This is a genomic window from Mycobacterium sp. NGS11 (assembly GCF_059813315.1).
The window spans coordinates 256709-277030 of sequence record NZ_JCALEJ010000003.1; the positions used below are offsets into that span (position 1 = coordinate 256709).

Consider the following 20322-nt stretch of genomic DNA (forward strand, 5'->3'; position numbering starts at 1 on the left):
GAATGGGGATCTCGGATGAACGTCATGGACTTGTTCAGCCTGCGCGGTAAGCGGGCGTTGGTCACCGGGGCGTCCAGCGGTATCGGCAGGAAGGTGGCCCAGGCCTACGCCCAAGCCGGCGCCGACGTGGCCATCGCGGCCCGCAATGTCGGGGCCCTGCACGACGTCGCCGACGGGCTGGCGGCGGACGGTGCCGGGAAGGTGGTGCCGATCCGATGCGACGTGACCCGGCCCGAACAGGTGAGCAGCATGGTGGATCGGGTGGTCGCTGAGCTGGGCGGCATCGACGTCGCCGTGTGCAACGCCGGCATCATCACGGTCGCGCCGATGCTGGAGATGTCGCCCGGGGAATTCCAGCGCATCCAAGACACCAACGTGACCGGCGTGTTCCTGACCGCGCAGGCGGCGGGCCGGGCGATGGTGGCCCAGGGCCGCGGCGGTGTCATCATCAACACCGCCTCGATGTCGGGCAGCATCGTCAACGTGCCACAACAGGTCGGCCACTACTGCACGTCCAAGGCGGCCGTCATCCACATGACCAAGGCGATGGCAGTCGAGTTGGCGCCGCACAACATTCGGGTCAACAGCGTCAGCCCCGGCTACATCCTGACCGAGCTCGTCGAGCCGTTGACGGAGTATCACCGCCAATGGGAGCCGAAGATACCGCTGGGCCGCATCGGCCGGCCCGAAGAGCTCATCGGCTTGTACGTCTATCTGGCCAGCGAGGCGTCCAGCTATATGACGGGTTCTGACGTCGTGATCGACGGCGGATACACCTGCCCGTAGCTCACGCCCTGCGTCGCCTATCGCTCCAGCTCGCCGGAGATCCCGCGCTCGAGGTTCGCCTGCGTCGCGGACGGCAGCACCAGCAGGCCGTCGAGTTCGTTGCGGGCCACATCGTATGCGCGCTGGCGTTCGTGCGCCGCCGCCGCGGGGTCGGCCGCGACTCGTAACAGGCTCTGCGCCCGCGCGATTCGCTGCTGATCCGCCCGGGAGAAATCGTTGCGGCGCCTGCGGATCGCTTCGGCCTCGGCAGCGTTGAATGCCGTGACGTAGTCCTCGACAGCGGCCATGTATTGCGCAGCACCGTCGCGGTCGTCGAGCAGATCCTCGGCCTTGACGGGGCGCAGGAAATCGGCCCGCAGCTTGGCTTTGTGGAACGCGATGGTGTTTGCGTCGCGCATGTCGGTCATCAGCGGAAAGTCCAGCAGCTTGGCGACGTCGAGCTCGTATTCGAGCCAGCGTGCATCGGTGCGGCCGTGCTCGTCGAGCACTCGTCGGACCGAGCGCCACTGGGCCGCCTGACTGACACCGGCACCGTCGGGGGCGGGCGGGTCGGGTGGTCGCGTTCGGCGGACCTCCTGCGATTGCCCGTCGGTGCGCCGTCGGCCGAATGCGCGCACGGCGGCGACGATCGCGCCCGTCAGCGGCAGGAGCACGATCAACAGCTCCGCCAACCGGAATAGCAAGCCCACACGGCCAGGATGCCACCAAGCATCGCGGGCGTTCGGTCAACTCTGTGGGCGTCCCCGAGCCCATCGCGAAACAATGCCCGCCGCAAGGCCGGTTCGCGCGGATCGCTCCAGAGGCGAAAGCCGAGCCGGTTCATCGTTCGGCGTCCAGATCAGCGGACGCCCAGGGTACCGCCGAGGTATTCCGCTCGGCAGGCCCGGCGGGCGAGCTTGCCGCTGGTGGTTCGTGGGATGGCACCGGCGGGCAGCAGGCGCACGTCTGACACGGTCAGACCGTGCCGCTGCGCGACCGCTGCGCGGATTGAGTCGATCGCCGGCTGTGGATCCTGACGGCTGGTGCCCGCGGCGCGTTCGGCGACGACGACGAGCCGGGCGGCATCCGGCGCATCGCCGTCCGGCACGGAAAACGCCGTGACGTATCCGCGCCGCACGATCTCGGACGCTTCGGCGACGGTGGCCTCGATGTGTTGCGGGTAGTGGTTGCGGCCGTCGATCGTCACCAGGTCCGCGAGCCGGCCGGTCACGTACAGCTCACCGTCGAGATACACGCCCAAGTCGCCGGTGCGCAGCCAGGCGCGGTCGGGTCCGGCGGCTTCCGCATGGCTGCCGTCGGCGAGCCGCGATCGCAGCACGGCGCCGAATGCCCGCCGCGTTTCGTCCGGCAGACCCCAGTAGCCGCGGCCGACGTTGTTGCCCTGCAACCAGATTTCGCCGACCTCGCCGTCCGGCAATTCCGACCCGCTTGCGGCGTCGACGATGACGGCCCATTCGCTGCGCGCGACTTGGCCGCACGACACCTGTGCCACGGCGTTGGGGGAATCCGCGTCGACGGGCACCGCGTGCCCAGCGCCCAGCCGTTCCGAGTCGAAGTACACGGCCGTCGCCTCGGCGCTGGGGGCGATGGTGGCGACGAACAACGTTGCCTCGGCGATCCCGTATGAGGGTTTGAACGCGGTCTTGGGCAACCCGTACGGTTCAAATGCCTTGTTGAAGGTCCTGATCGCGTCGATGCTGACGGGTTCGGAGCCGATGATCATCACCACGTTGCGCAGATCGATGTCGTCACCGCGGCTGGGCAGGCCGCGCTGCGCGGCCCACTCGTAAGCGAAGTTCGGCGCGGCGGTGACGACGTTGCCCTGCCGCGACCCATCGGACAGGGCCTGGATCCATCGCTGGGGCCGGCGAACGAACGCGGTCGGCGACATCAGCGTGGAGTGGCCGCCGTAGACGGCCGGGAAGCCGATCATCGACAGGCCCATGTCGTGGTAGAGCGGAAGCCAGCTGACGCCGTGGGTGTTTCGGTCCAGCAGGTCGATGGACAGGATCATCTGCACCAGATTGGTGCCCACCGCGCGGTGGGTGATTTCAACACCGACCGGCGGCCGGGTCGAGCCTGACGTGTACTGCAGATGCGAGACGTCGTCCATGCCGAGCTCGGCAGGCACGAACGACTGCCCGGCCGAGTCGGGTATCGCGTCGATCTCGATCACGCGCGGCCGGCGCAGGTGCGGGTGGCCGTCCAGAAACTTCTGCACCGCCTCTCGCGCGGTTGTCGTCGTGAGTACGAGGGTCGGCGCGGAATCGCGCAGCGCGGTATCGAGCCGTTCGGCGTGCCCCGGCAGCTCAGGAGCGAATAACGGGACCGCGATGGTTCCGGCCTTGATCGCCGCGTAGAAGCCGGCGACGTAGTCGATGCCCTGCGGCGCGAGGACCGCAACGCGCTCACCACGACTGGCGGCTTGCTGGATGCGCGCACCAATGGCTTCCAGCCGGACCCCGAACCGGCTCCACGTCACCTCTTCGGCATCTCCGCCGGCCGAACGGCTGTAGTCGAGATAGCGATACGCCACGGTGTCACCGACGTTCGCGATGTTGCGGTCGATCAGCGATATCAGGTTGACCCCGGGCGGCAGCACGATCCGGCCCGCCGCGTCCAGGCAGTCCTCGATCCGAAGTAGGCCATCCGGGCCGTCGTGCCGGGAATCGCGATCCATAACTGCAGTCTAGGCAGGCCGATGCGACCGTCTCGCTGCGGCGAATCGGCAAATGTCAAGAGCGGCGGGCGCATTCGACGATTCCGTCAGACGTTCGATCAGCCCGGGATGGCGGCGCTTCACCCGGCCCCGCCGACGCCCAGCCCGGGCGGTACCCTACCGGCGAGCGGCGTCCAGGGCCGTCCGTCCGCTACCACCAGGAGTTGTCATGCCGGGCCGCAACTATTCCTTTGAAGTCAACCGCACCAGCAGCGCGCCACCCGCGACGGTGTTCCGGTTGGTGGCCGACGGCGCCAACTGGTCGCAGTGGGCCAAGCCGATCGTCATGCACTCGAGTTGGGCCCGCCAGGGCGATCCCGCGCCGGGCGGCGTCGGGGCGATCCGCAAGGTGGGCATGTGGCCGGTCTACGTGCAGGAGGAGACGCTCGAGTACGAGCCGGACCGTCGCCACGCCTACAAGCTGGTGGGGCCCTCAGCCCCGGTCAAGGACTACACCGGCGAGGTGGTCCTTACGCCTAACGCGACGGGCGGAACCGACATCCGCTGGACCGGCGCGTTCACCGAAGGCGTTCGCGGGACGGGCCCGCTGATGCGCGCCGCCATGGGCGGAGCGGTTCGGTTCTTCGCGAGCCGGCTGGTGAAGGCGGCCGAGCGCGAATCCCAAGGCGGGCGATAGCTTTCCGGCAGGGCGCATGACGGCGGCGCCGAGCGGCCGCCACGCTTCGATCACGCTTACGGGTTGTTGAACTGGTTCTCGTAGGTTTGTTGCTGCTGCATGTCCCGATTGAACTGCTGCTCGGCCTCGTCGTTTTGTTCTTGGGCTTGCTGCATGGACTGCTGCAACTGCTGCTGATTGAGCTGCTGCTGCAGCTGGGCTTGATCGTCGTCGCCATCGGCCGCGAAGCCCCCGGTGCGATCCGGCTGGGGTGAAAGGGCCATGTCCGTCAGCCGCACCGATCCCGATGCCACCGAGGTCTCGGCGGCCAGGGGCTGCGCCACGTACCAAGCCGGCAGGGCCACCGTCGCGGCAGCCGCGAGAATGAGGCACGGTAACAGCCGACGGCGCGCGCCGCCGATCGTGGAATGAGGGAGGTCGGTGGTCACCCTTCAACTATGCGCCACGTCCTTAGCTACCCGCTGGGCCCTGGCTGTCGCCTCGATATGAAGCCGCCGGCGATGTCGATTCAGGCGGGCACCTGAAGGAGAAATTCCCAACCGGAGTGCGCCGACAGATGTTCACCCCGCGCGACATTTGCAACGCCGGCGGGTGGCAACGGATCGCACCGCTGCCGCTGTTGAGCTCGAGCCGCGCGGCGAAGAGCCGCCAGGCGGATGGCCGCCACCGCCTGCAGATCCTTGTCGATGTCACGCATCGCGTGTTGCCTTAACATGAGGCCGGTCCCTCCAGAGCGATGGTCGCCACGCTTTCTCGGGTTTACCCAGCTGGAATGGTTCTTAAGCGCACGGAGCACCGGAATCACCGCAGCGATCCCTTTACGCGCCGACCACATGGTCAAGCGTGGCGTCTCGAGCGCCGGTCCCCTTGACCCTCAGCCGGTTACCGGCGAAGCAACCCGGCACGGCGGGCGCGGCGGCCCCGCACGGTTTCCCAGAGCGCGATGAGGACGATGGCAGCACCGATCCCGATCAGAAATGGAACCCAAGCGATTCCGCCGTTGGCGTTGTGGTAGCCGAACTGGCTGGCCACCCATGAACCGATCAGGCCACCGAGGGCGCCGAGCGCGATGGTCATGATCATGCCGATGTCTTGCTTGCCCGGCATGAGGAGACGCGCAATCAAGCCGATGAGCGCACCCACAACGATGGCGAGAACTATTGACCCGATCATTGCTGGAACTCCTGTCGTAACGGTGCCCGGTGTAGGCCCCACCTTCGACTAGGGGTTCCCTGAACCGGGCGACATATAACACACAGGTTGAACGGGCCGGACTTCGTTACTGGGACGCTTTTTCGCTTTCATACTTCTCGGTCATGTGCGCCACGGCGTCTAACTGCGACTGGGCCAAGGCATCCCGAGCCTGACCGGCACGCGCGGCGGCATCCAGCGTCGGCTGCGCCTGGCCCTGGAAATGTGGCATGACTTCGGCGGCGAACAGTTCGGCCGACCGTCGGGTGGCGGCGGGGTTAGCCCACTCGTGGCCCATCTGCAGCATGCAGCCGAAGCCGCCGGACTGATCCCACAACCGCTGCACCTGTTCGCGCGCTCGCTCCGGCGTACCGATGACGCCCGCCCCGTTCTCATTGATGACGTCGATCATTTCGTCGAGCTGGTCTCCGGGCATCGTCATCTGCGGGAAGGCCGCCACCTTCTGGAAGTAGCGAAACCACGGCTCGATGCCGAACTTGACCTCTTCGCGCGCCTGCTTCTCGGTCTCGGCGAGGTGGAACAAACCGACCAGGCTCCAATTGTTGCGGTCGACCTGCGTGCCGAAGGCCGCGGCGCGCTCCTCGACGATGCCCCAGTGGTAGGACAGCGCATTGAATCCTTCGACGGTCAGGGTCGCCCCGATGGACAGCAGGCCGATGCCGTGCTTGCCGGCCAGCCGCGCACCCGTCGGTGACGCGACCGCGGCGACCGACAGCGGGATCCCGCCGTCGGAGTATGGGGCAAGCTGCAGCTTGGCGTCGAAGAGCTGATGGGTGGCGGTTTTGGCGCTGACCGTCTCGCCGGCCAGCAACCGCACGACGATGTCGAGGTTGGTTTCCAGGAGCTCGCGGGTGTCGGTCGGGGTAAGGCCGATCATGGACGAGTCGCTGGGCAGCGAGCCTGGCCCCACACCGCCGATAATGCGGCCGTGCGTCAGGTGATCCAGCAACATCAGCCGGTCGGCGACCCAGAGCGGATTGTGATACGACAGCGAAATGACCCCCGTGCCGAACCGGATGCGTTTTGCCCGTTCCGCGGCGGCAGCTATGAAAACCTCTGGGGAACTGATGATTTCGCTACCGGCCGAATGGTGTTCACCCAACCAGACTTCGTCGAAACCCAGGGCGTCGAGGTGCTCGATGAACTGCAGATCCCGCTGCAAGGCCAGCGTCGGGTTGGTGCCCGCACGGTGGAACGGGGCGATGAAGTATCCGAATCTGAGCTTCGACATTGACGTCCCCTTGCATCCGAGTTGCGGAGAACCATAACTCGGATAACGGGTTGGGCCCTAGGCCCAGACAAGGGTTCAGCCGATGGGGCCAGGTGATCCCGGCCCCACCGGCTATTCGAACAAGTCTTGAGGTCTTCTAGTGACGCGAGACGCGGTTCGCCCGATCAGTAACCGCCGCAGACGTTGCCGATGCATCCGCCGCCGCCGCCCGGTCCGCCGCCACCGCCGCCGACGCCGGGAATGCTGCCGCCGCCACCGCCGGGGCCACCGCCACCGGTCGGGCCGCCGGGAATGCTGCCACCGCCACCGCCGGGGCCACCGCCACCGGTCGGGCCGCCCGGAATGCTGCCGCCGCCGCCGTTGGGTCCCCCACCGCCGTTCGCGCCGCCGGGTTGACCACCGCCACCGTTCGGGCCGCCCGGTTGACCCCCGCCGCCGGGCGCAGTGGAGGGCGCAACGCTGGACGACGGGGTGGTGGTCGGAGTGGTCGTGGTGCTCGGGCCACCTTTATTGCCGCCGCCGCAGGCAACCGACAACACGAGCATCGCCGCACCGCCGAATAGCGCGGCCGTCGTCCTCGGTCCTGATCTCATCGGATCCCCCAATCTCCACATGCGCCACTTCGCGCCGCCCACCTTTTCTTACCCCACGGCGCGACCGCGCAAACAGATTGAGGAGCCAAGACCGCGGCAGACAAGATGGCCCATTGCGCAGATGCGATGGGCCATTGCGAACGGTCCTTGGCTAGCAATTCGCTCCGGGAATGCAGCCGGTGAGCGTGGCGGCGTGCACGCCCGGCGCTGGCGCGCCAGTCTGCATCGTCGCGACGCCGGAGGATGAATGCGTCGCCGGCGTCGAGGCGCCGCCCGTCGGGCTAACGCCGGTGACACCGAATCCGACCGTCAAACCAACCGCCGCCGTCCCGCCGAACACGGCTAACGCGTTCCTGATTGTGGTCCTCATCAGGCGCTCTTCTCTGTTCGGGGCGTTTGTTAAATCTAAACGCAAGTTTGTTACAAGCTAAATCCTACACTTAAGCAACTATCCGCTAGGTAAATTCTTGGCATCGCGTGTGGAAGCGAACCGAAGCAGGGCGAGCACCCAGCCACAGGCATGGTCGAATCAGGGGCATGGCGACGTGCCGATGCACGGCGACGCCGGTTCTAGGACCGATCAGTGGCGGCCACGCCGGTCGACGGGGCCGGCGCGACCGAGCCGCTGGCTAATCTTCTTTGTTGATCAGCTTGCGCAGCGCGACCCGGTCGGACTGCAGCAGTTCGGCAATGCGGGGCCGGTTCACCTCGGCGACGATGATCTCACCGACCTCCTGATAGACCTCGCTGAAGATGCCGTGCGATTTCATCTTCGCGGTCTGATACTGGTTGTCCTCGGTCGGCGTCACATAGATCACCGCGTCGGCCTTGAAGCGGTGCACCAGCCACAGGTGGATCAGCGTCATCAGCCGCTTCTGTCGTAACTTCTCGGCGAAGGTGTTCTGGTCGCGCACCTGGAGGATGCTGCGACCGTGCCGGTCCTTGATCGGGTCGACGATGACGTTCGCCAGCTGCTCGTCGTCGTTGCCGTAGATGCCGAGTTCGAGCACGTCCGAGCCGGCCCGGCGCGGCCGCAGTTGGACGCGGAGTTTCTCGTCGAGCTTGTAGTTCTCGCTCCACATCGCCAGCCACTCCTCGAGCAGCTTTTTCGGCACCTCGGTCTGCACCAGGTGCTGGTGCTGAGTCGAGCCCTCGCCCATCGCCTTGGTGGTCGCGGTGCGGCCCGAGGAGGCAGTCAACGCCGCATCGCTGCGCGGGCCGCCGACCAGCGTTTGTGGTGTGCGGTAAGGCGATTCGACCAGGCGCATCTTGCGCTGCAGGCGGGCCAGCGCGAGCATGCCGTCCTGTTGCAGCGAGGTCGCGAACTCCTCGGCCGCGACGCCGTCGATCTGGTGCCCGCCGTAGGTGATGAAGTTGAAGACGAAGCCCATCTTGCCCAGGTCCTCAGGGAACTGTTTCATCTGCTCGTCGGTCATGCCGGTGGTGTCCCAGTTGAACGACGGCGACAGGTTGTAGGCCAGCATCTGGTCGGGGAACTCGGCGTGGATGGCGTCGGCGAACTGCTTGGCGTCGGCCAGGTCGGCGGTCTTGGTCTCCATCCACAGGATGTCGGCGAACGGCGCGGCCGCCAGTGATTTCGCGATCGCGTACGGGATGCCGCCGCGGATCTGGTAGTAGCCCTCGGGCGTCTTGGACAGCTCGCAGTCCCAGCCCGGGTCCACACCCAATTCTTTCGCCTTGGCCTTGGCGGAGTACAGGGACGCACGCGCCGCGAAGGCTCGCCATTCGTCGACGCTCATGTCGGCCGGCTCGCCCTCGCTGGCATCGAACTCGAGCACCTCGGCGACGGCCTCGCCGTAGGTCATCAGCCCCGCGTCGTCCTCCCAGGCCGCGACGAACCGGGACTCGACCTGGTCGAACAGGTCATCGATCGAGTGTTGCCCGTTTTTGCGCCAGGCATCGACCGCGTCGGAGATGACGCCGTGGATGCCCTGCCGCTCGAGCCAGGCCCCGGCCTCGGCGTACTCCCCCTCGGGCAGCGCATAGAGAAGGTGGCCGTTGAGGTCTTTGACGCCCAGTTCGTAGAAGCGGCGCACCATCGCCAGGAAGCATGACTTGTACGACGGGATGTTGAGGTTGGTGGCGCCGAGCAGGAACGGCTGGTCGCGCTCGTCGGCCCGGCTGTCGAGCAGGTTGGCCGCCTCGGCATCGGTACGGGCGACGATGATGCCGGGCACCTTCATGATGTCAAGCTGGAAGCGAGCGGCGTTGAGCCGTTTGATCTGCTCATCCGACGGCACCAGCACCTTGCCACCCTGGTGGCCACACTTCTTGGTGCCGGGGCGCTGGTCCTCGATGTGGTACCCCGGCACGCCGACCTCGACGAACCGACGGATCAGGTTGCGCACGTGGGGATCGCCACCGTGGCCGGTGTCCGCGTCGGCGATGATGAACGGCCGGTAGTCGTACTGCGTGGCGGTCGCCCGCTGCTGCTCGCTCATGTTCAGGCGCTGGTATTGCTGGTTGCGGTCGGCAGTCAGCAGGGCGCGCACCAGCACGGCGGCGTCGTCGGGCACCTGACTCAGCGGGTAGCTGGCGAGGTCGGGTCCCGGGTCCTCGGTGGTGGAGCCCTTGGCCGACGTCGCCCAGCCGCCCAGGTAGATCCCCTCGATACCCATGCGCTTCATCGCGACGGCCTGGCCGGGCGAATACGGGCCGAACGTGGTGATGCTCTTCTTCTCGGCGAACAGCTCGCGCAGCCGTTCGTAGAACGCGGCCGCCGCGTTGCGGGCGACGGTGTAGTCGGTGGGGATCGTGCCGCGCTGTTCCGCTACCTGGCGGGCGGTGAAGAGGCGCGTGATGCGGGAAAAGCGCGGGTCGTCGAAGTATTGCTGCGTGGCAGCGACCTCGTCGTCGAACGATGGCCGGACCTGTGTGTCCTTATCAATGATCGCCATGCCTTACGCTCCTCTTCGCACACGATTCCAATGAATGTGAGTCTATCCCCGGCAACGGCAGTTCAATCAGGGGTCGAAGCACTCGAGCCAAAACCTTTGGCGCATCCGGTGGCCGGGGCGCGGGGTCGCATGCGGCGTCAACACCTTGGGGCACAAGGCTTTTCGATACGGCATCGATCACGGGCCGGTAGCACGACGGGCCAGCCAGTCCCGCTGGCGACGGACGAACCCCGCATCGACGGCCTTACCATGGCCGGGGACGTAGATCGCGTCGGGGCCCCCTGCCGCCAGCAGCCGATCCAAAGTCGCGGGCCAGGCCGCGACGTCGGAGTCGGCGTCGATCGCGGGATCGGCGGACTCTTCCACCAAGTCGCCGGTGAACACCACGGTCCGCTCGCCTTGATCGGTCCCGGGTACGACCACGACCAGGTCGGAGGCGGTATGGCCACTCCCGAAGTAGGCGATCTGGACCGCCCGGTTTCCCAGGTCGACGACGGCGTCGTAAGCGCCGCGGCGCGGAGGCCGCAGTGCCGCGATCGCCGCGTCCACCTCGGCGGGGTCGGCGCCGTGACGCAACGCGTCCTCGCGGAGTTGATCGGTGGCACAGGACAGGTGTTCGGCCACCTCGGGGGCGCAGTGTATTTGCGCCCCGGTGAACGCCGACGAACCCAGCACATGGTCGAAGTGCTTGTGCGTCAAGACGATATGGCTCACCGAGCGCCTGGCAAGCAGCCGGGCGTCGGCGTCGATCGCGGCGGCCTCGCGCAAGGTGCTCCCCGTGTCGACGAGCAACGCGCCGGTACGGCCCCCCACCAGCCCGATGGTCACGTCGCAGAACGGGAGCCGGCAGCGGTGCACGGTGCCGGTGAGCCGTTCCCAGGCGAGATGCACACCAGGAACGTAGCCACCCGGGCTTCCGCTCGGCGCGCATTTCTCCGCCATGATACGTCGGAAATGGTTGACATGTCGGGAAGATCCGACATATCTTGCCGGATGTGGGTAGCGTCGATCGCGTCTTTCTCGCCTTGGCCAACCCGGTGCGGCGCGAACTGCTGGAGATCCTGTTCGACCAACCGCTCTCGGCGGGGGAACTCAGTGAACGGTTCGAGCTCAGCCGGCCCGCGGTCGCCGAGCACCTCAAAGTGCTACGCGACGCCGGGCTGGTGGCCGACCAGCCGAAGGGGCGTCATCGCATCTATCGCTTGACCGCGGAGCCGTTGGCGGAACTCGGCGACTGGTTGCATCCTTTCGAAAAGTTCTGGCGCGCCCGACTGGCCGCGCTCGCCGATGTAGCCGAGGAGCTCAAATGACCGAACGGTTCGCGACGATCCGGGTGGATCAATTCGTGGCTGCGCCACCGGCTGCGGTGTGGCGATCACTGACCGAACCCGCGCTGCTGAGGCAGTGGTGGGCCGAGGGTGAAGTGGCCGCGGTGGTGGGCCACCGGTTCACCCTCAACATGCCGGGCTTTGGCAAGCAGCCGTGCACGGTGCTCGAGGTCGACCCGCCGCACCTGTTCGCCTACACGTTCACCGCCGCCTGGACGCTGACCTGGCGGCTGGAAGCCGAGGGAAATGGCACGCGAGTGTTCTTGGAACACAGCGGGTTTGACCTCGACGACCATCGCATGACGCGGGCGTTCGAGCGCATGGGGCCGGGATGGCGCGACGTCGTCCTCCCCCGCCTCGCGGCGCTTGGTGCTCGACCGACTCCCTGACGCGCGGCGCGCCGGGTTTCGGCGCGCATCGCACCGGCTATCTCCCCGGGATGGCTATCACCGATTCCCGCGAAGTCGTCATCGAGGCGACGCCCGACCAAATCATGGACGTGCTGTTCGACATCGAGACGTTGCCCGAGTGGTCGTCGGCGCACAAGGAGGTCGAAGTGCTCGAACGCGACGATCAGAACCACCCGACCCGATCCAGGCAGGTCGTCAAGCTCGTCGGCGTCAGCGATGAACAGGAACTGGCATACACCGTCTACGACGACGGCGTCGGCTGGACCCTGGTCAGCTCCAAACAGCAACGCGCGCAAGAGGGTCGCTACACGCTGACCCCCGAGGGGGACTCCACGAAGGTCCACTTTGAACTGACCGTCGATCTAGTGGTGCCGGTTCCGGGATTCCTGGTCAAGAAGGGCGCCAAAAGCCTGATGGACACCGCCACCGAGGGACTGCGCAAGCGGGTGCTCGAGGTCGAAAAGCGCGGCAGGTAGCGCGCCCCGAATCGCGGTGAAATCGGGACCTTCCCGACCGCGGGCGCGCGAGTCAGACTGTTCTTATGAATTCGACTTGGGCGGGCACATATCGCGGGGGCGCGGCGGCGCTGGGTGCGCTGGCGCTGCTGGGGGCCCTGGTCGGCTGCGGCGGCGACGGGCATAGCCACCCGACGACCTCGTCGGCTCCGAAGGTGACGACCCTCGGGAGAACGGCGCCGAACGCGCCTGCGGACGGACCGTTGGCGATCAGCAGCCCGGCTTTCGCCGACGGTGCGCCGATTCCGGTGCAATACACCTGCAGAGGCGCCGACATCGCGCCGCCATTGGCGTGGTCGGCACCGTCGGGTGGCGCCCTCGTCGTCGACGACCCCGATGCCGTCAACGGCCTGTACGTGCACTGGGTCGTCATCGGAATCGCACCGGGCGGCGGCAGCACGGCCGACGGACAGGCTCCGGCGGGGGCGACCGTCCTGCCGAATACGGCCGGCCAGGCCGGGTACAAAGGCCCCTGTCCCCCAGCGGGAACCGGCACGCATCATTACCGGTTCACCCTCTACCAGCTGCCCAACGACTATCAGCTGCCCGGCGGCCTGGCCGGTGTTCAGGCGGCGCAGACCATCGGGGGTGCCGCGACCGCGCAAGCGCAGCTCACCGGAACGTTCGGCGGCTGAACCGGAGCGGGCCCGCCATGCCAACGCAACCGACGGTAAACGTCACGCAGGCAATACAATTCGCCCAGCTCGTCAATGCCACGTACGCGACGCCGCCCGGCGATCTGACGAACAAGGCGGGTCAGGCGCTGAGCGCCGGCGGCGTCGACTACACCGTGGTCACCACGATCTACGCCAACGATCTGGCGACCGACATGGATCCGAGTCGAGCCGACGACGAAGTATCCATCGGGCTGATCTGCCGGGAGAACACAACAGGCGACATCGCGATCGCGATTCGCGGCACGGAAGGATGGCTGGAATGGATTCACGACGCCGACTTTCTCCAGGTGCCGTGCCCGTTCCTGGCCGGCGCCGGCAACACCGAAGACGGCTTCACCGCCATGTACGAATCCCTGAGGACCGGAGCCACGCCGGGCGCACCGACGGTGGTCGACGCGCTCGCGAAACTTCCGTCCCCGCAACCCGGCTCCGTGACGATCTGCGGGCACAGCCTCGGCGGGGCCCTCGCGACACTGCTCGCCCTTGACGTCGCCGCCAACACAACGTTTACCGACCCGGTCGTTTACACCTACGGCAGCCCACGCACCGGCGACTCCCTCTTTGCGGCCACCTTCGACCAGGTGGTCAAAGACTCCTGGCGCGTCGCAAACCGCCTGGACATCGTCCCTGCGCTGCCCCCGCCGCTGGACTACGAGCATGTGCTCAATCCGGTCGAGCTCATCCCCGTCCGCTTGGTTCCGTGGCCGCCGAAGACATTGGTCAAATACACGGTGTCATGCGAACATTCGCTCGCGACCTACCTGTACCTGCTGTCCCTGCAATCCGGCGGCCCCGAGCTTCCCCTCGAAGCCGCCTGCAAACCCTGACTCAGGCCATGTCGTCGAGCGCCTGATAGGCGGCGTTGTAGCCGGGAGTGAAGGTGATACCCGGTCCGCCATGGCATCCGGCGCCGGCGAGATAAAGGCCGTCGATCCCGATGGGCATATCGAGGAAGCCCTTCGGGCCGGGCCGGTTGGGGCCCATCAGGTCGGGGTGCAGCAACCCGTGGCAGAAGTCGCCCGAGGGCGCGCCGAACATGGTGTTCATGTGATACGGCGCGAACGTGATGTGGCGTATCACGATGTCCTTGAAGTTCGGCGCCAGTCGAGTGATCTTGTCGATAACCCGTTGCGCCATTTCATTTTTGAGATGCCCGTGCTGATCTCGGTTGACCTCGACCGGGAAGGCGTAGGCAAAGACGCTCGCCGCGTGCTTGCCGGGCGGCGCCAGGGCGGGATCGTGCACCGATGGGATCTGCATTCCCATCGACGGGTTGTCCGGAACGATGCCCCGCCGGCAGTTCTCCCAGTGCAGCTGTTGGGATTCGGGTGACCCGAAGATTCCCACCGACTGTTGCATGCCCTCGTCGTTGAGGAACTCGTACGGCGGAGCGAATTCGGGCAGCCCGTCGAGGGCGAAGTGAATCTGGACGAACGATGCCCGGTGGTCGCGGCCGGAGATCCGCGAGATTACCTGCGCTGAAACGTGTTCGGGTGCGATCAGTTCGGCGAGCGTGATATCGGGCGACAGATTGGACACCACGATCGGCGCCGAGATCGTCGACCCGTCTCGCAGCCGCACACCGGTCACCTTGTCGCGCACGACGAGGATCTCTTCGGCCTTGGTCCGGAACCGGATCTCGCCGCCGTGGGCGATGAAGAGCTCACGCAGATGTTCGGTGAGCGCGCCGATGCCCCCCTTGAGCTTGGTCATCATCGCGGTGCTGTCGTCGGGTACCGCCAACGCAAACGCCAAACAGGTTGCGCTGCCCGGCGTGTACGGCCCGCGGTAGGTCGAGTTCACGGCCAGGAAAGCCAGCATCCCGCGCATCACTGCGTGCTTGTCTTTGTCGGGCAGGTAGCGGTCGATCACGTCCATGGCCGAGCCGAACAGCATCTCGTGGATCGCCCGGCGTTCGTCGTCGTTGGCCGCGCAGGCATACATCTCGTCGAGAGTCTTGGGCGGCCGGCGGACGTCGAAGCGGCCCAGCGCTTTTGCCGGTCCCTGACTCCAGCCGATCAGTTCGGCCATGCCGGTGACCGCCTCCAGCCCGTGCTTTTCGCTCAGGTGTGTCATCAGCCGCATCGGGTCGCGGTAGAAGATCATCGGCTCTTCGCCATGCTCGCCGATGTTGGTTGACATCACGTCGGGCTCCACCGCCGGTAGCGTGTCCAGTCCGAGGTCCTTGCTGAGTTGGCTCGCCATCGGAAACTGCACCGAACCGGCGATCTCGTACCGGAAGCCGTCGATCAATTCGACCGTCGCGGCCATGCCGCCCGCGTAGCTGTTGGCTTCCAGGCACACGGTGCGCAGGCCCGCGCGTTGCAGAATCGCCGCGGCGGTCAGCCCGTTGTGTCCGGCGCCCACCACGATGGCGTCGTAATCGGTATCGCCCATGATCTTGACCCTCGCCTCAATCGGGTACCCGCGAGCCAAGGATATGTCAGTACTGACGCAATTGGAAGACGTCAGCCGTGCCCACCCACCTGGGATACGATCACCGCTGAGATGAGCGCCCCGGGCAACCGTCATGAACAACGACGACGATCGACGCATGAGGCACTTCGCCGAGCGGCGCTGAAGAGCTTCGCCCACAAGGGGTTTGCCAACGTCACCGTCACGGAGCTGGCCCGGGAGGCCGGTGTCACCGAGCGCACGTTCTTCCGGCATTTCCCGACCAAGGAAGCCGTGCTTTTTCAGGACTACGAGACGCAATTGGAATGGCTCACCGAGGCGCTTGCCCACCGACCGGCCTCGGAATCGCTGTTCGATGCGGTGCTGGCAGCCGTTGCCGCCTTCCCGCACGACCTCGAAGTGGTGCGCCAAGCCGCGACCGCTCGCGCCGAGCTGATCAGCGCCGAGCGGATCGCCGGTCACCTGCGGGTGGTGCAGTCCTCGTTCGCCCGCGTGCTCACCGATTTCGTCAAAGGACGGAATCCGGATATGGCGAACATCGATCTAGCCGCCGAGGTCGCAGGTTCTGTGGTCGCCGCGGCTCTCGTTGCCGCAGTGGAGAATTGGGGCCGTGGCGGTTGTTCGGGCGACTTGGGCGCAGACGTGACCGCGAGTCTGGATCTGGTGCGCTCCGGTCTGGCGCCGCTCGCCTGACGGCGTGCGCGTCTCGCGCGAGTACATCACAGGCCGGTGGCGGTGTCGACGGCCGCGCCGATGAAGCGGCGAAGTACGGGACTGTTGGCCCGCTTCAGAAACACCAGGACAACGGGGATGTCGGGAGCGCCCCGCAGCGCGACGAATCGCACGCCCGGGTGGATGCTGCGCCTGATGGCGACGTCTGGGATGACTCCGACACCCCGGTCGGCCGCGACGGATTCGATCCATTCATCGAAATTGGTTGTCTCGACGATGGTTTCGGGGCCAGCGCCCGCGGGCCACGACCAGGGGCCGGTAGTGCCGCTGGTGGTGTTGACGACGAGCGGCCAGCGTGGCACCTCGGACCAGTCGAGCTCTGCCCGCTTCGCAAGGGGTGAATGAACGGAACACACCGCCACTCGTGGCTCGTCGAAAAGGTGCACGATTCGGACGGCGGTCGACGTCACGTGCCCGCGCACCACGGCGACGTCGGCCCTCCCCTGCTGGACCGCACCGAGCGCGTCGTCGGTGCGGATCAGGTTGACGGTAGTCCGGGCGGCACGTTCGAATGCCGCGACGGTGTCCTGCGCCCATGGGTCGGGCAACAGCCAGCTGAACCCCAGGCGGATGCTCGCCTGTTGCCGGACGGCGTCGACACCGCCGCCCAACTCGGCGAGCACCCGTTCGACGTACCCGAGGAAAACCCGGCCGGCCTGTGTGGTCGCCACGTGCCGCGAGCTGCGGTCCAGCAGCGTCGCCTCGAGCGCCTCTTCGAGCTGCTGGACGGTGCGACTCAGCGCGGGCTGGGTGATGCTCAGTTCCTTGGCGGCTTGCGTGAATGATGCGAGGCGTGCCACCGCTTCGAATGCGCGCAGATGACGCAACTCGACCCGGCCCGCCTGCACCACGTCCATGCCTGATGAGCATAAATGCTTCACAGAAGGCATTTCACGCGGGATTCCCGCGGGCCTGGCGTCGGTTGCAATGGGGGCGCAACCCGCGCTGTACCTAGGAGGAAAGATGCCGCTGTTGTATGTCGACCTCATCGAGGGTCGTACACCGGTCGAGGTTCGCGCTCTGCTGGACGCGATCCACGAGGCGGTTGTCGAAGCGTTCGGCGTTCCGGAGCGGGACCGATATCAAGTGGTGCGCACCCACCCGGCCCACGAGATCGTCACGCTGGATACCGGTCTCGGCATCGAGCGCTCAGCCCGCCAGGTGGTCTTGCACATGGTGAGCCGGCGACGTCCGCGCGAACTCAAGCAGAAATTCTATGAACTGCTGGCCTTCCGCCTCGCCGACCGGTGCCGGCTCGACCCGGCCGACCTGATCGTTTCGGTCACCGAGAACGACGACGAGGACTGGTCTTTCGGCCACGGTAGGGCGCAGTTCCTGACCGGTGAGCTCACGTGAGCGCCGCGATGGGTTTGACGACACGCCTCACCGAACTGTTCGGGATCGAGCAGCCGATTCTGCTCGCACCGATGGCGTTGATCTCCGGGGGCCGGCTCGCGGCGGCGGTGACGCAGGCGGGCGGCCTGGGCCTCATCGGCGGGGGCTATCCCGACGCCGAATGGCTGCGATCCCAGATCGACCGGGCTCAGGGCGCCCGAGTCGGATACGGCTTCATCACCTGGAGCCTCGCCCAAAACCCAGGGGTCCTCGACATCGCACTGGCCCAGCGGCCGGCGGCGGTGATGCTGTCGTTCGGCGAATTGCAGCCGTTCGCCGACCGCATCCACGCTGCCGGCGTTCCGCTTATCGCGCAGGTGCAAACCCTCGATCAGGCGCGCGGCGCCTTGGCTGCCGGGGCGGAGGTCATCGTCGCGCAGGGCGGCGAGGCAGGCGGCCACGGAATGAGCGTGCGGTCGACCTTCACCTTGGTGCCCGAGGTCGTCGACTTCGTCGCCGAACGTTCGCCCGACACGTTGGTGGTAGCGGCAGGCGGCGTCGGCGACGGTCGCGGATTGGCGGCTGCGCTGGCGCTGGGCGCCGACGGCGTGGTCGTGGGAACCAGGTTCTGGGCGACGCCGGAAGCGCTCGTGTCACCGCGGGCGCAGGATCGCGCAGTGGCGGCAGGCGGAGACGACACCGTGCGTACCCGCGTCTATGACCTTGTGCGCCGCCTCGATTGGCCCGCCGGATACAACGCGCGGGCGCTGGAAAACGCCTTCCTGGACACGTGGCAGGGCAACGAGGCCGAGCTGTCCGCGCGGCTGCCCGAAGCCATCGCTTCCTACGAGAAGGCCGTCGCCGCAGAGGATTTCGATACCGCTGCGATATTGGTCGGCGAAGGGGTAGGACGCGTACGCGAAGTCCGTCCCGCCGCTGACATCGTCGCCGACATGGTCAGCGAAGCGGCGCACATCCTGAATCGGGCGCGACGCTGAGTTGGTGAAGGGAATGTTCCGCGGTGCGCAACAACTGGCTTTCCCATTGATCGCGAAACTTCCGCGCCTCGAACATGTAGCTGCATGGCGCCGGATCTGGTTTGCTCAGCTCAGTACGTCTCTTCACCCGGCAGGAGTTCGCTGATGGCCCGTCTCAATGTGCCGGACGGCCCGGGCGGCGAAGCCGCCATGATCTGGACGCTACGGCCGCAACTCGGTGACATGGTCGAACGCATGATCCGCGGCGCGTACCAGCAGAGCATCCTGCCCGCCGACGAGCGTGAGCTGGCCAGGATGCGCATCGCTCAGATCAACGATTGCGTTGCGTGCTCGGATTTCCGCGCCCGATCGGTGCTCGATGCCGGGGTGGCACCAGAGCTCTACGACAACGTCGCCGCGTACGCCACCTACCCGGGATACAGTCCGCGCCAACGCCTTTGCATCGAGTACGCCGAACGCTTCGCCACCGATCACGCCTCCCTCAACGACGAGTTCTTTCAACGACTTCGGCGGGAATTCACGGACGAGGAGATCCTGGATCTCACGCTGTGCGTTGCGGTCTTTCTTGGCCTCGGACGCTCGTTGAGCGTGCTGGGCGTCGACCAGTCGTGCGCCATCGACCTCTGATCATCCATCCGGAAGGAACACATGGACATCGCCACCGTCGACGAACTGTTGAGCACAACGCGCTCGGTTCGCAAACGCCTCGATCTGACCCGCCCGGTGGGTCGCGAGGTGATCGTGGAGTGCATTCAGCTGGCGATGCAAGCCCCGACGGCCAGCAATACCCAGGACTGGCGGTGGCTGGTGATCACCGATGCGGCCAAGCGGGCCGCCATCGCCGAGATCTACCGCAGCATCGGCGCGCAATACCTGGCGTACGCGGCCGACAACGCGACCGACGCGCAGACGAAGCGGGTGTACCAGAGCGCGATGAGCCTGACCGAGACGCTGGCCGACGTGCCTGTGCACGTCATCCCCTGCCTCAATCAGCGCATCGACACGGCCGAACCCGGCATCGCCGCGGCGGCCTGGGCGTCGATCATCCCGGCGGGCTGGAGCTTTCTGCTGGCGTTGCGCTCCCGCGGCCTGGGATCGGTGTGGACGACGATGCATCTGTTCAAGGAGCGAGAGGTCGCCGAACTGCTCGGCATTCCGCCGACCGTCACTCAGGCCGCGCTCTTTCCGGTCGCGTACACCATCGGCACCGACTTCCGGCCGGCCAAGCGGCCGCCCGCGGAGACCATCACGTTCTGGAACAGTTGGGTACCGGCTGACGGAGAAAGCTGATGCAGTCCTACACCGTGCGATTCCACGTCGATGCGCCGCCGAAACGGGTCTGGCGGGTGCTGCATCCGCCGGTGCCGCCGGACGCGCCCAGGCCGCGGGTTCTCGAGTGGCCGACGGGCAGCATGAAAATCCTCAACGAGGGCAACGAAGCCGGCGAGGGTCTGGTCCGCACCTGCGTCTTTCCGGTGCCTAAGTACCTGCTGTCCGGCGGCAGGGCGCGCTCGTGGGAGACGGTGACCGAAGCCGAGCTCAACAAGCTGTCGCGGTACACCGCGGTCGGTGCCCCGCTGTGGTCCCGCGCCCAGGGCTATCACCAGCTCGAAGAGCAACCCGACGGCACCACGGTGCTGACGTTCCACGAGACCTATCACGCCTACAACCCGGTGCTGCGCTTCTTCCTGGAACGCGCCGTGCACGCGAAGATTTCCCGGGACAATCTCGAGACCTACGAGCACGCGCTCAGTCATGCGGGCAGGGTGCGGCGGCTCCCCTAGGCCTTCTTTGCGGCTCGGGATGTCGCAACGGT

General features: G+C 66.6%; 25 protein-coding genes. 14 read left to right on the forward strand and 11 right to left on the reverse strand.

Annotated features, from left to right (window positions below; translation table 11 throughout):
* Positions 1-15: 15 nt before the first annotated feature.
* Positions 16-786: an SDR family oxidoreductase gene (locus AC5Y4T_RS06165; protein ID WP_499916413.1), complete on the forward strand. Its 771-nt coding sequence runs from the start codon at positions 16-18 to the stop codon at positions 784-786.
* A gap of 17 nt (positions 787-803) precedes the next feature.
* On the opposite strand, the gene AC5Y4T_RS06170 is transcribed toward AC5Y4T_RS06165, so the two are convergent.
* Both AC5Y4T_RS06170 and AC5Y4T_RS06175 read right to left on the reverse strand, forming a co-directional pair.
* Positions 804-1475: a hypothetical protein gene (locus AC5Y4T_RS06170; RefSeq protein WP_499952437.1), complete on the reverse strand. Its 672-nt coding sequence runs from the start codon at positions 1473-1475 to the stop codon at positions 804-806.
* A 149-nt stretch (positions 1476-1624) separates the two neighbouring features.
* Positions 1625-3466, reverse strand: coding sequence for a fatty acyl-AMP ligase (locus AC5Y4T_RS06175; RefSeq protein ID WP_499952438.1), 1842 nt, complete (start codon positions 3464-3466; stop codon positions 1625-1627).
* A gap of 208 nt (positions 3467-3674) precedes the next feature.
* On the opposite strand from AC5Y4T_RS06175, the gene AC5Y4T_RS06180 reads away from it, so the two are divergent.
* Positions 3675-4142: an SRPBCC family protein gene (locus AC5Y4T_RS06180; protein WP_499952439.1), complete on the forward strand. Its 468-nt coding sequence runs from the start codon at positions 3675-3677 to the stop codon at positions 4140-4142.
* Positions 4143-4198: 56 nt separating this feature from the next.
* Here the strand turns inward: AC5Y4T_RS06180 and AC5Y4T_RS06185 are convergent, their stop codons facing one another.
* From AC5Y4T_RS06185 to AC5Y4T_RS06205, 5 genes are all read right to left on the reverse strand, one after another.
* Complete coding sequence (locus AC5Y4T_RS06185; RefSeq protein WP_499950044.1) at positions 4199-4570, reverse strand: hypothetical protein; 372 nt, start codon at positions 4568-4570, stop codon at positions 4199-4201.
* Between the two features lie 80 nt (positions 4571-4650).
* Complete coding sequence (locus AC5Y4T_RS06190) at positions 4651-4839, reverse strand: hypothetical protein (protein ID WP_499952440.1); 189 nt, start codon at positions 4837-4839, stop codon at positions 4651-4653.
* A 185-nt stretch (positions 4840-5024) separates the two neighbouring features.
* The gene (locus AC5Y4T_RS06195; protein ID WP_499916425.1) at positions 5025-5315 is read right to left on the reverse strand and encodes a GlsB/YeaQ/YmgE family stress response membrane protein; all 291 of its coding nucleotides are present in this window, start codon (positions 5313-5315) and stop codon (positions 5025-5027) included.
* Positions 5316-5421: 106 nt separating this feature from the next.
* Positions 5422-6585 carry an LLM class flavin-dependent oxidoreductase gene (locus AC5Y4T_RS06200; RefSeq protein WP_499952441.1) on the reverse strand — a complete coding sequence of 388 codons (1164 nt, stop codon included), beginning with the start codon at positions 6583-6585 and terminating at the stop codon, positions 5422-5424.
* Between the two features lie 164 nt (positions 6586-6749).
* Positions 6750-7178, reverse strand: a complete 429-nt coding sequence (locus AC5Y4T_RS06205; RefSeq protein ID WP_499952442.1) for a hypothetical protein — start codon at positions 7176-7178, stop codon at positions 6750-6752.
* A 170-nt stretch (positions 7179-7348) separates the two neighbouring features.
* Between AC5Y4T_RS06205 and AC5Y4T_RS06210 the strand changes: the two genes are divergently transcribed.
* On the forward strand, positions 7349-7609 hold the full coding sequence (locus tag AC5Y4T_RS06210; protein ID WP_499952443.1) for a hypothetical protein: 261 nt from the start codon (positions 7349-7351) through the stop codon (positions 7607-7609).
* Between the two features lie 198 nt (positions 7610-7807).
* On the opposite strand, the gene aceA is transcribed toward AC5Y4T_RS06210, so the two are convergent.
* On the reverse strand, positions 7808-10096 hold the full coding sequence (gene aceA / locus AC5Y4T_RS06215) for an isocitrate lyase ICL2 (protein WP_499952444.1): 2289 nt from the start codon (positions 10094-10096) through the stop codon (positions 7808-7810).
* A gap of 177 nt (positions 10097-10273) precedes the next feature.
* Positions 10274-10987 carry an MBL fold metallo-hydrolase gene (locus tag AC5Y4T_RS06220; protein WP_499952445.1) on the reverse strand — a complete coding sequence of 238 codons (714 nt, stop codon included), beginning with the start codon at positions 10985-10987 and terminating at the stop codon, positions 10274-10276.
* Between the two features lie 104 nt (positions 10988-11091).
* On the opposite strand from AC5Y4T_RS06220, the gene AC5Y4T_RS06225 reads away from it, so the two are divergent.
* The 5 genes from AC5Y4T_RS06225 (at position 11092) to AC5Y4T_RS06245 (ending at position 13853) form a co-directional block, all read left to right on the forward strand.
* Positions 11092-11406, forward strand: coding sequence for an ArsR/SmtB family transcription factor (locus AC5Y4T_RS06225; protein WP_499916437.1), 315 nt, complete (start codon positions 11092-11094; stop codon positions 11404-11406).
* The gene (locus AC5Y4T_RS06230; protein WP_499952446.1) at positions 11403-11813 is read left to right on the forward strand and encodes an SRPBCC family protein; all 411 of its coding nucleotides are present in this window, start codon (positions 11403-11405) and stop codon (positions 11811-11813) included. Before AC5Y4T_RS06225 ends, AC5Y4T_RS06230 begins: the two co-directional genes overlap by 4 nt.
* Before the next feature lie 50 nt (positions 11814-11863).
* Positions 11864-12310, forward strand: coding sequence for an SRPBCC family protein (locus tag AC5Y4T_RS06235; protein ID WP_499950052.1), 447 nt, complete (start codon positions 11864-11866; stop codon positions 12308-12310).
* Between the two features lie 65 nt (positions 12311-12375).
* On the forward strand, positions 12376-12984 hold the full coding sequence (locus tag AC5Y4T_RS06240; protein ID WP_499952447.1) for a YbhB/YbcL family Raf kinase inhibitor-like protein: 609 nt from the start codon (positions 12376-12378) through the stop codon (positions 12982-12984).
* 17 nt (positions 12985-13001) lie between these two features.
* Positions 13002-13853, forward strand: a complete 852-nt coding sequence (locus AC5Y4T_RS06245) for an alpha/beta fold hydrolase (protein ID WP_499950054.1) — start codon at positions 13002-13004, stop codon at positions 13851-13853.
* Position 13854: 1 nt separating this feature from the next.
* On the opposite strand, the gene AC5Y4T_RS06250 is transcribed toward AC5Y4T_RS06245, so the two are convergent.
* Positions 13855-15423, reverse strand: coding sequence for a phytoene desaturase family protein (locus AC5Y4T_RS06250; RefSeq protein WP_499952448.1), 1569 nt, complete (start codon positions 15421-15423; stop codon positions 13855-13857).
* 111 nt (positions 15424-15534) lie between these two features.
* On the opposite strand from AC5Y4T_RS06250, the gene AC5Y4T_RS06255 reads away from it, so the two are divergent.
* Positions 15535-16134 (forward strand): TetR/AcrR family transcriptional regulator, encoded by a 600-nt coding sequence (locus tag AC5Y4T_RS06255; RefSeq protein WP_499952449.1) that lies wholly within the window; start codon positions 15535-15537, stop codon positions 16132-16134.
* Between the two features lie 26 nt (positions 16135-16160).
* Here the strand turns inward: AC5Y4T_RS06255 and AC5Y4T_RS06260 are convergent, their stop codons facing one another.
* Positions 16161-17030: a LysR family transcriptional regulator gene (locus AC5Y4T_RS06260; protein ID WP_499952450.1), complete on the reverse strand. Its 870-nt coding sequence runs from the start codon at positions 17028-17030 to the stop codon at positions 16161-16163.
* Between the two features lie 106 nt (positions 17031-17136).
* Between AC5Y4T_RS06260 and AC5Y4T_RS06265 the strand changes: the two genes are divergently transcribed.
* The 5 genes from AC5Y4T_RS06265 (at position 17137) to AC5Y4T_RS06285 (ending at position 20290) form a co-directional block, all read left to right on the forward strand.
* Positions 17137-17529, forward strand: a complete 393-nt coding sequence (locus tag AC5Y4T_RS06265; RefSeq protein ID WP_499916453.1) for a tautomerase family protein — start codon at positions 17137-17139, stop codon at positions 17527-17529.
* A gap of 8 nt (positions 17530-17537) precedes the next feature.
* Positions 17538-18506 (forward strand): NAD(P)H-dependent flavin oxidoreductase, encoded by a 969-nt coding sequence (locus tag AC5Y4T_RS06270; protein WP_499952490.1) that lies wholly within the window; start codon positions 17538-17540, stop codon positions 18504-18506.
* 144 nt (positions 18507-18650) lie between these two features.
* Positions 18651-19133, forward strand: coding sequence for a carboxymuconolactone decarboxylase family protein (locus AC5Y4T_RS06275; protein ID WP_499950061.1), 483 nt, complete (start codon positions 18651-18653; stop codon positions 19131-19133).
* Positions 19134-19154: 21 nt separating this feature from the next.
* Positions 19155-19796 carry a nitroreductase family protein gene (locus tag AC5Y4T_RS06280; protein WP_499952451.1) on the forward strand — a complete coding sequence of 214 codons (642 nt, stop codon included), beginning with the start codon at positions 19155-19157 and terminating at the stop codon, positions 19794-19796.
* Positions 19796-20290, forward strand: coding sequence for an SRPBCC family protein (locus AC5Y4T_RS06285; RefSeq protein ID WP_499952452.1), 495 nt, complete (start codon positions 19796-19798; stop codon positions 20288-20290). The genes AC5Y4T_RS06280 and AC5Y4T_RS06285 overlap by 1 nt, the downstream gene beginning before the upstream one ends.
* Positions 20291-20322 lie beyond the last annotated feature (32 nt).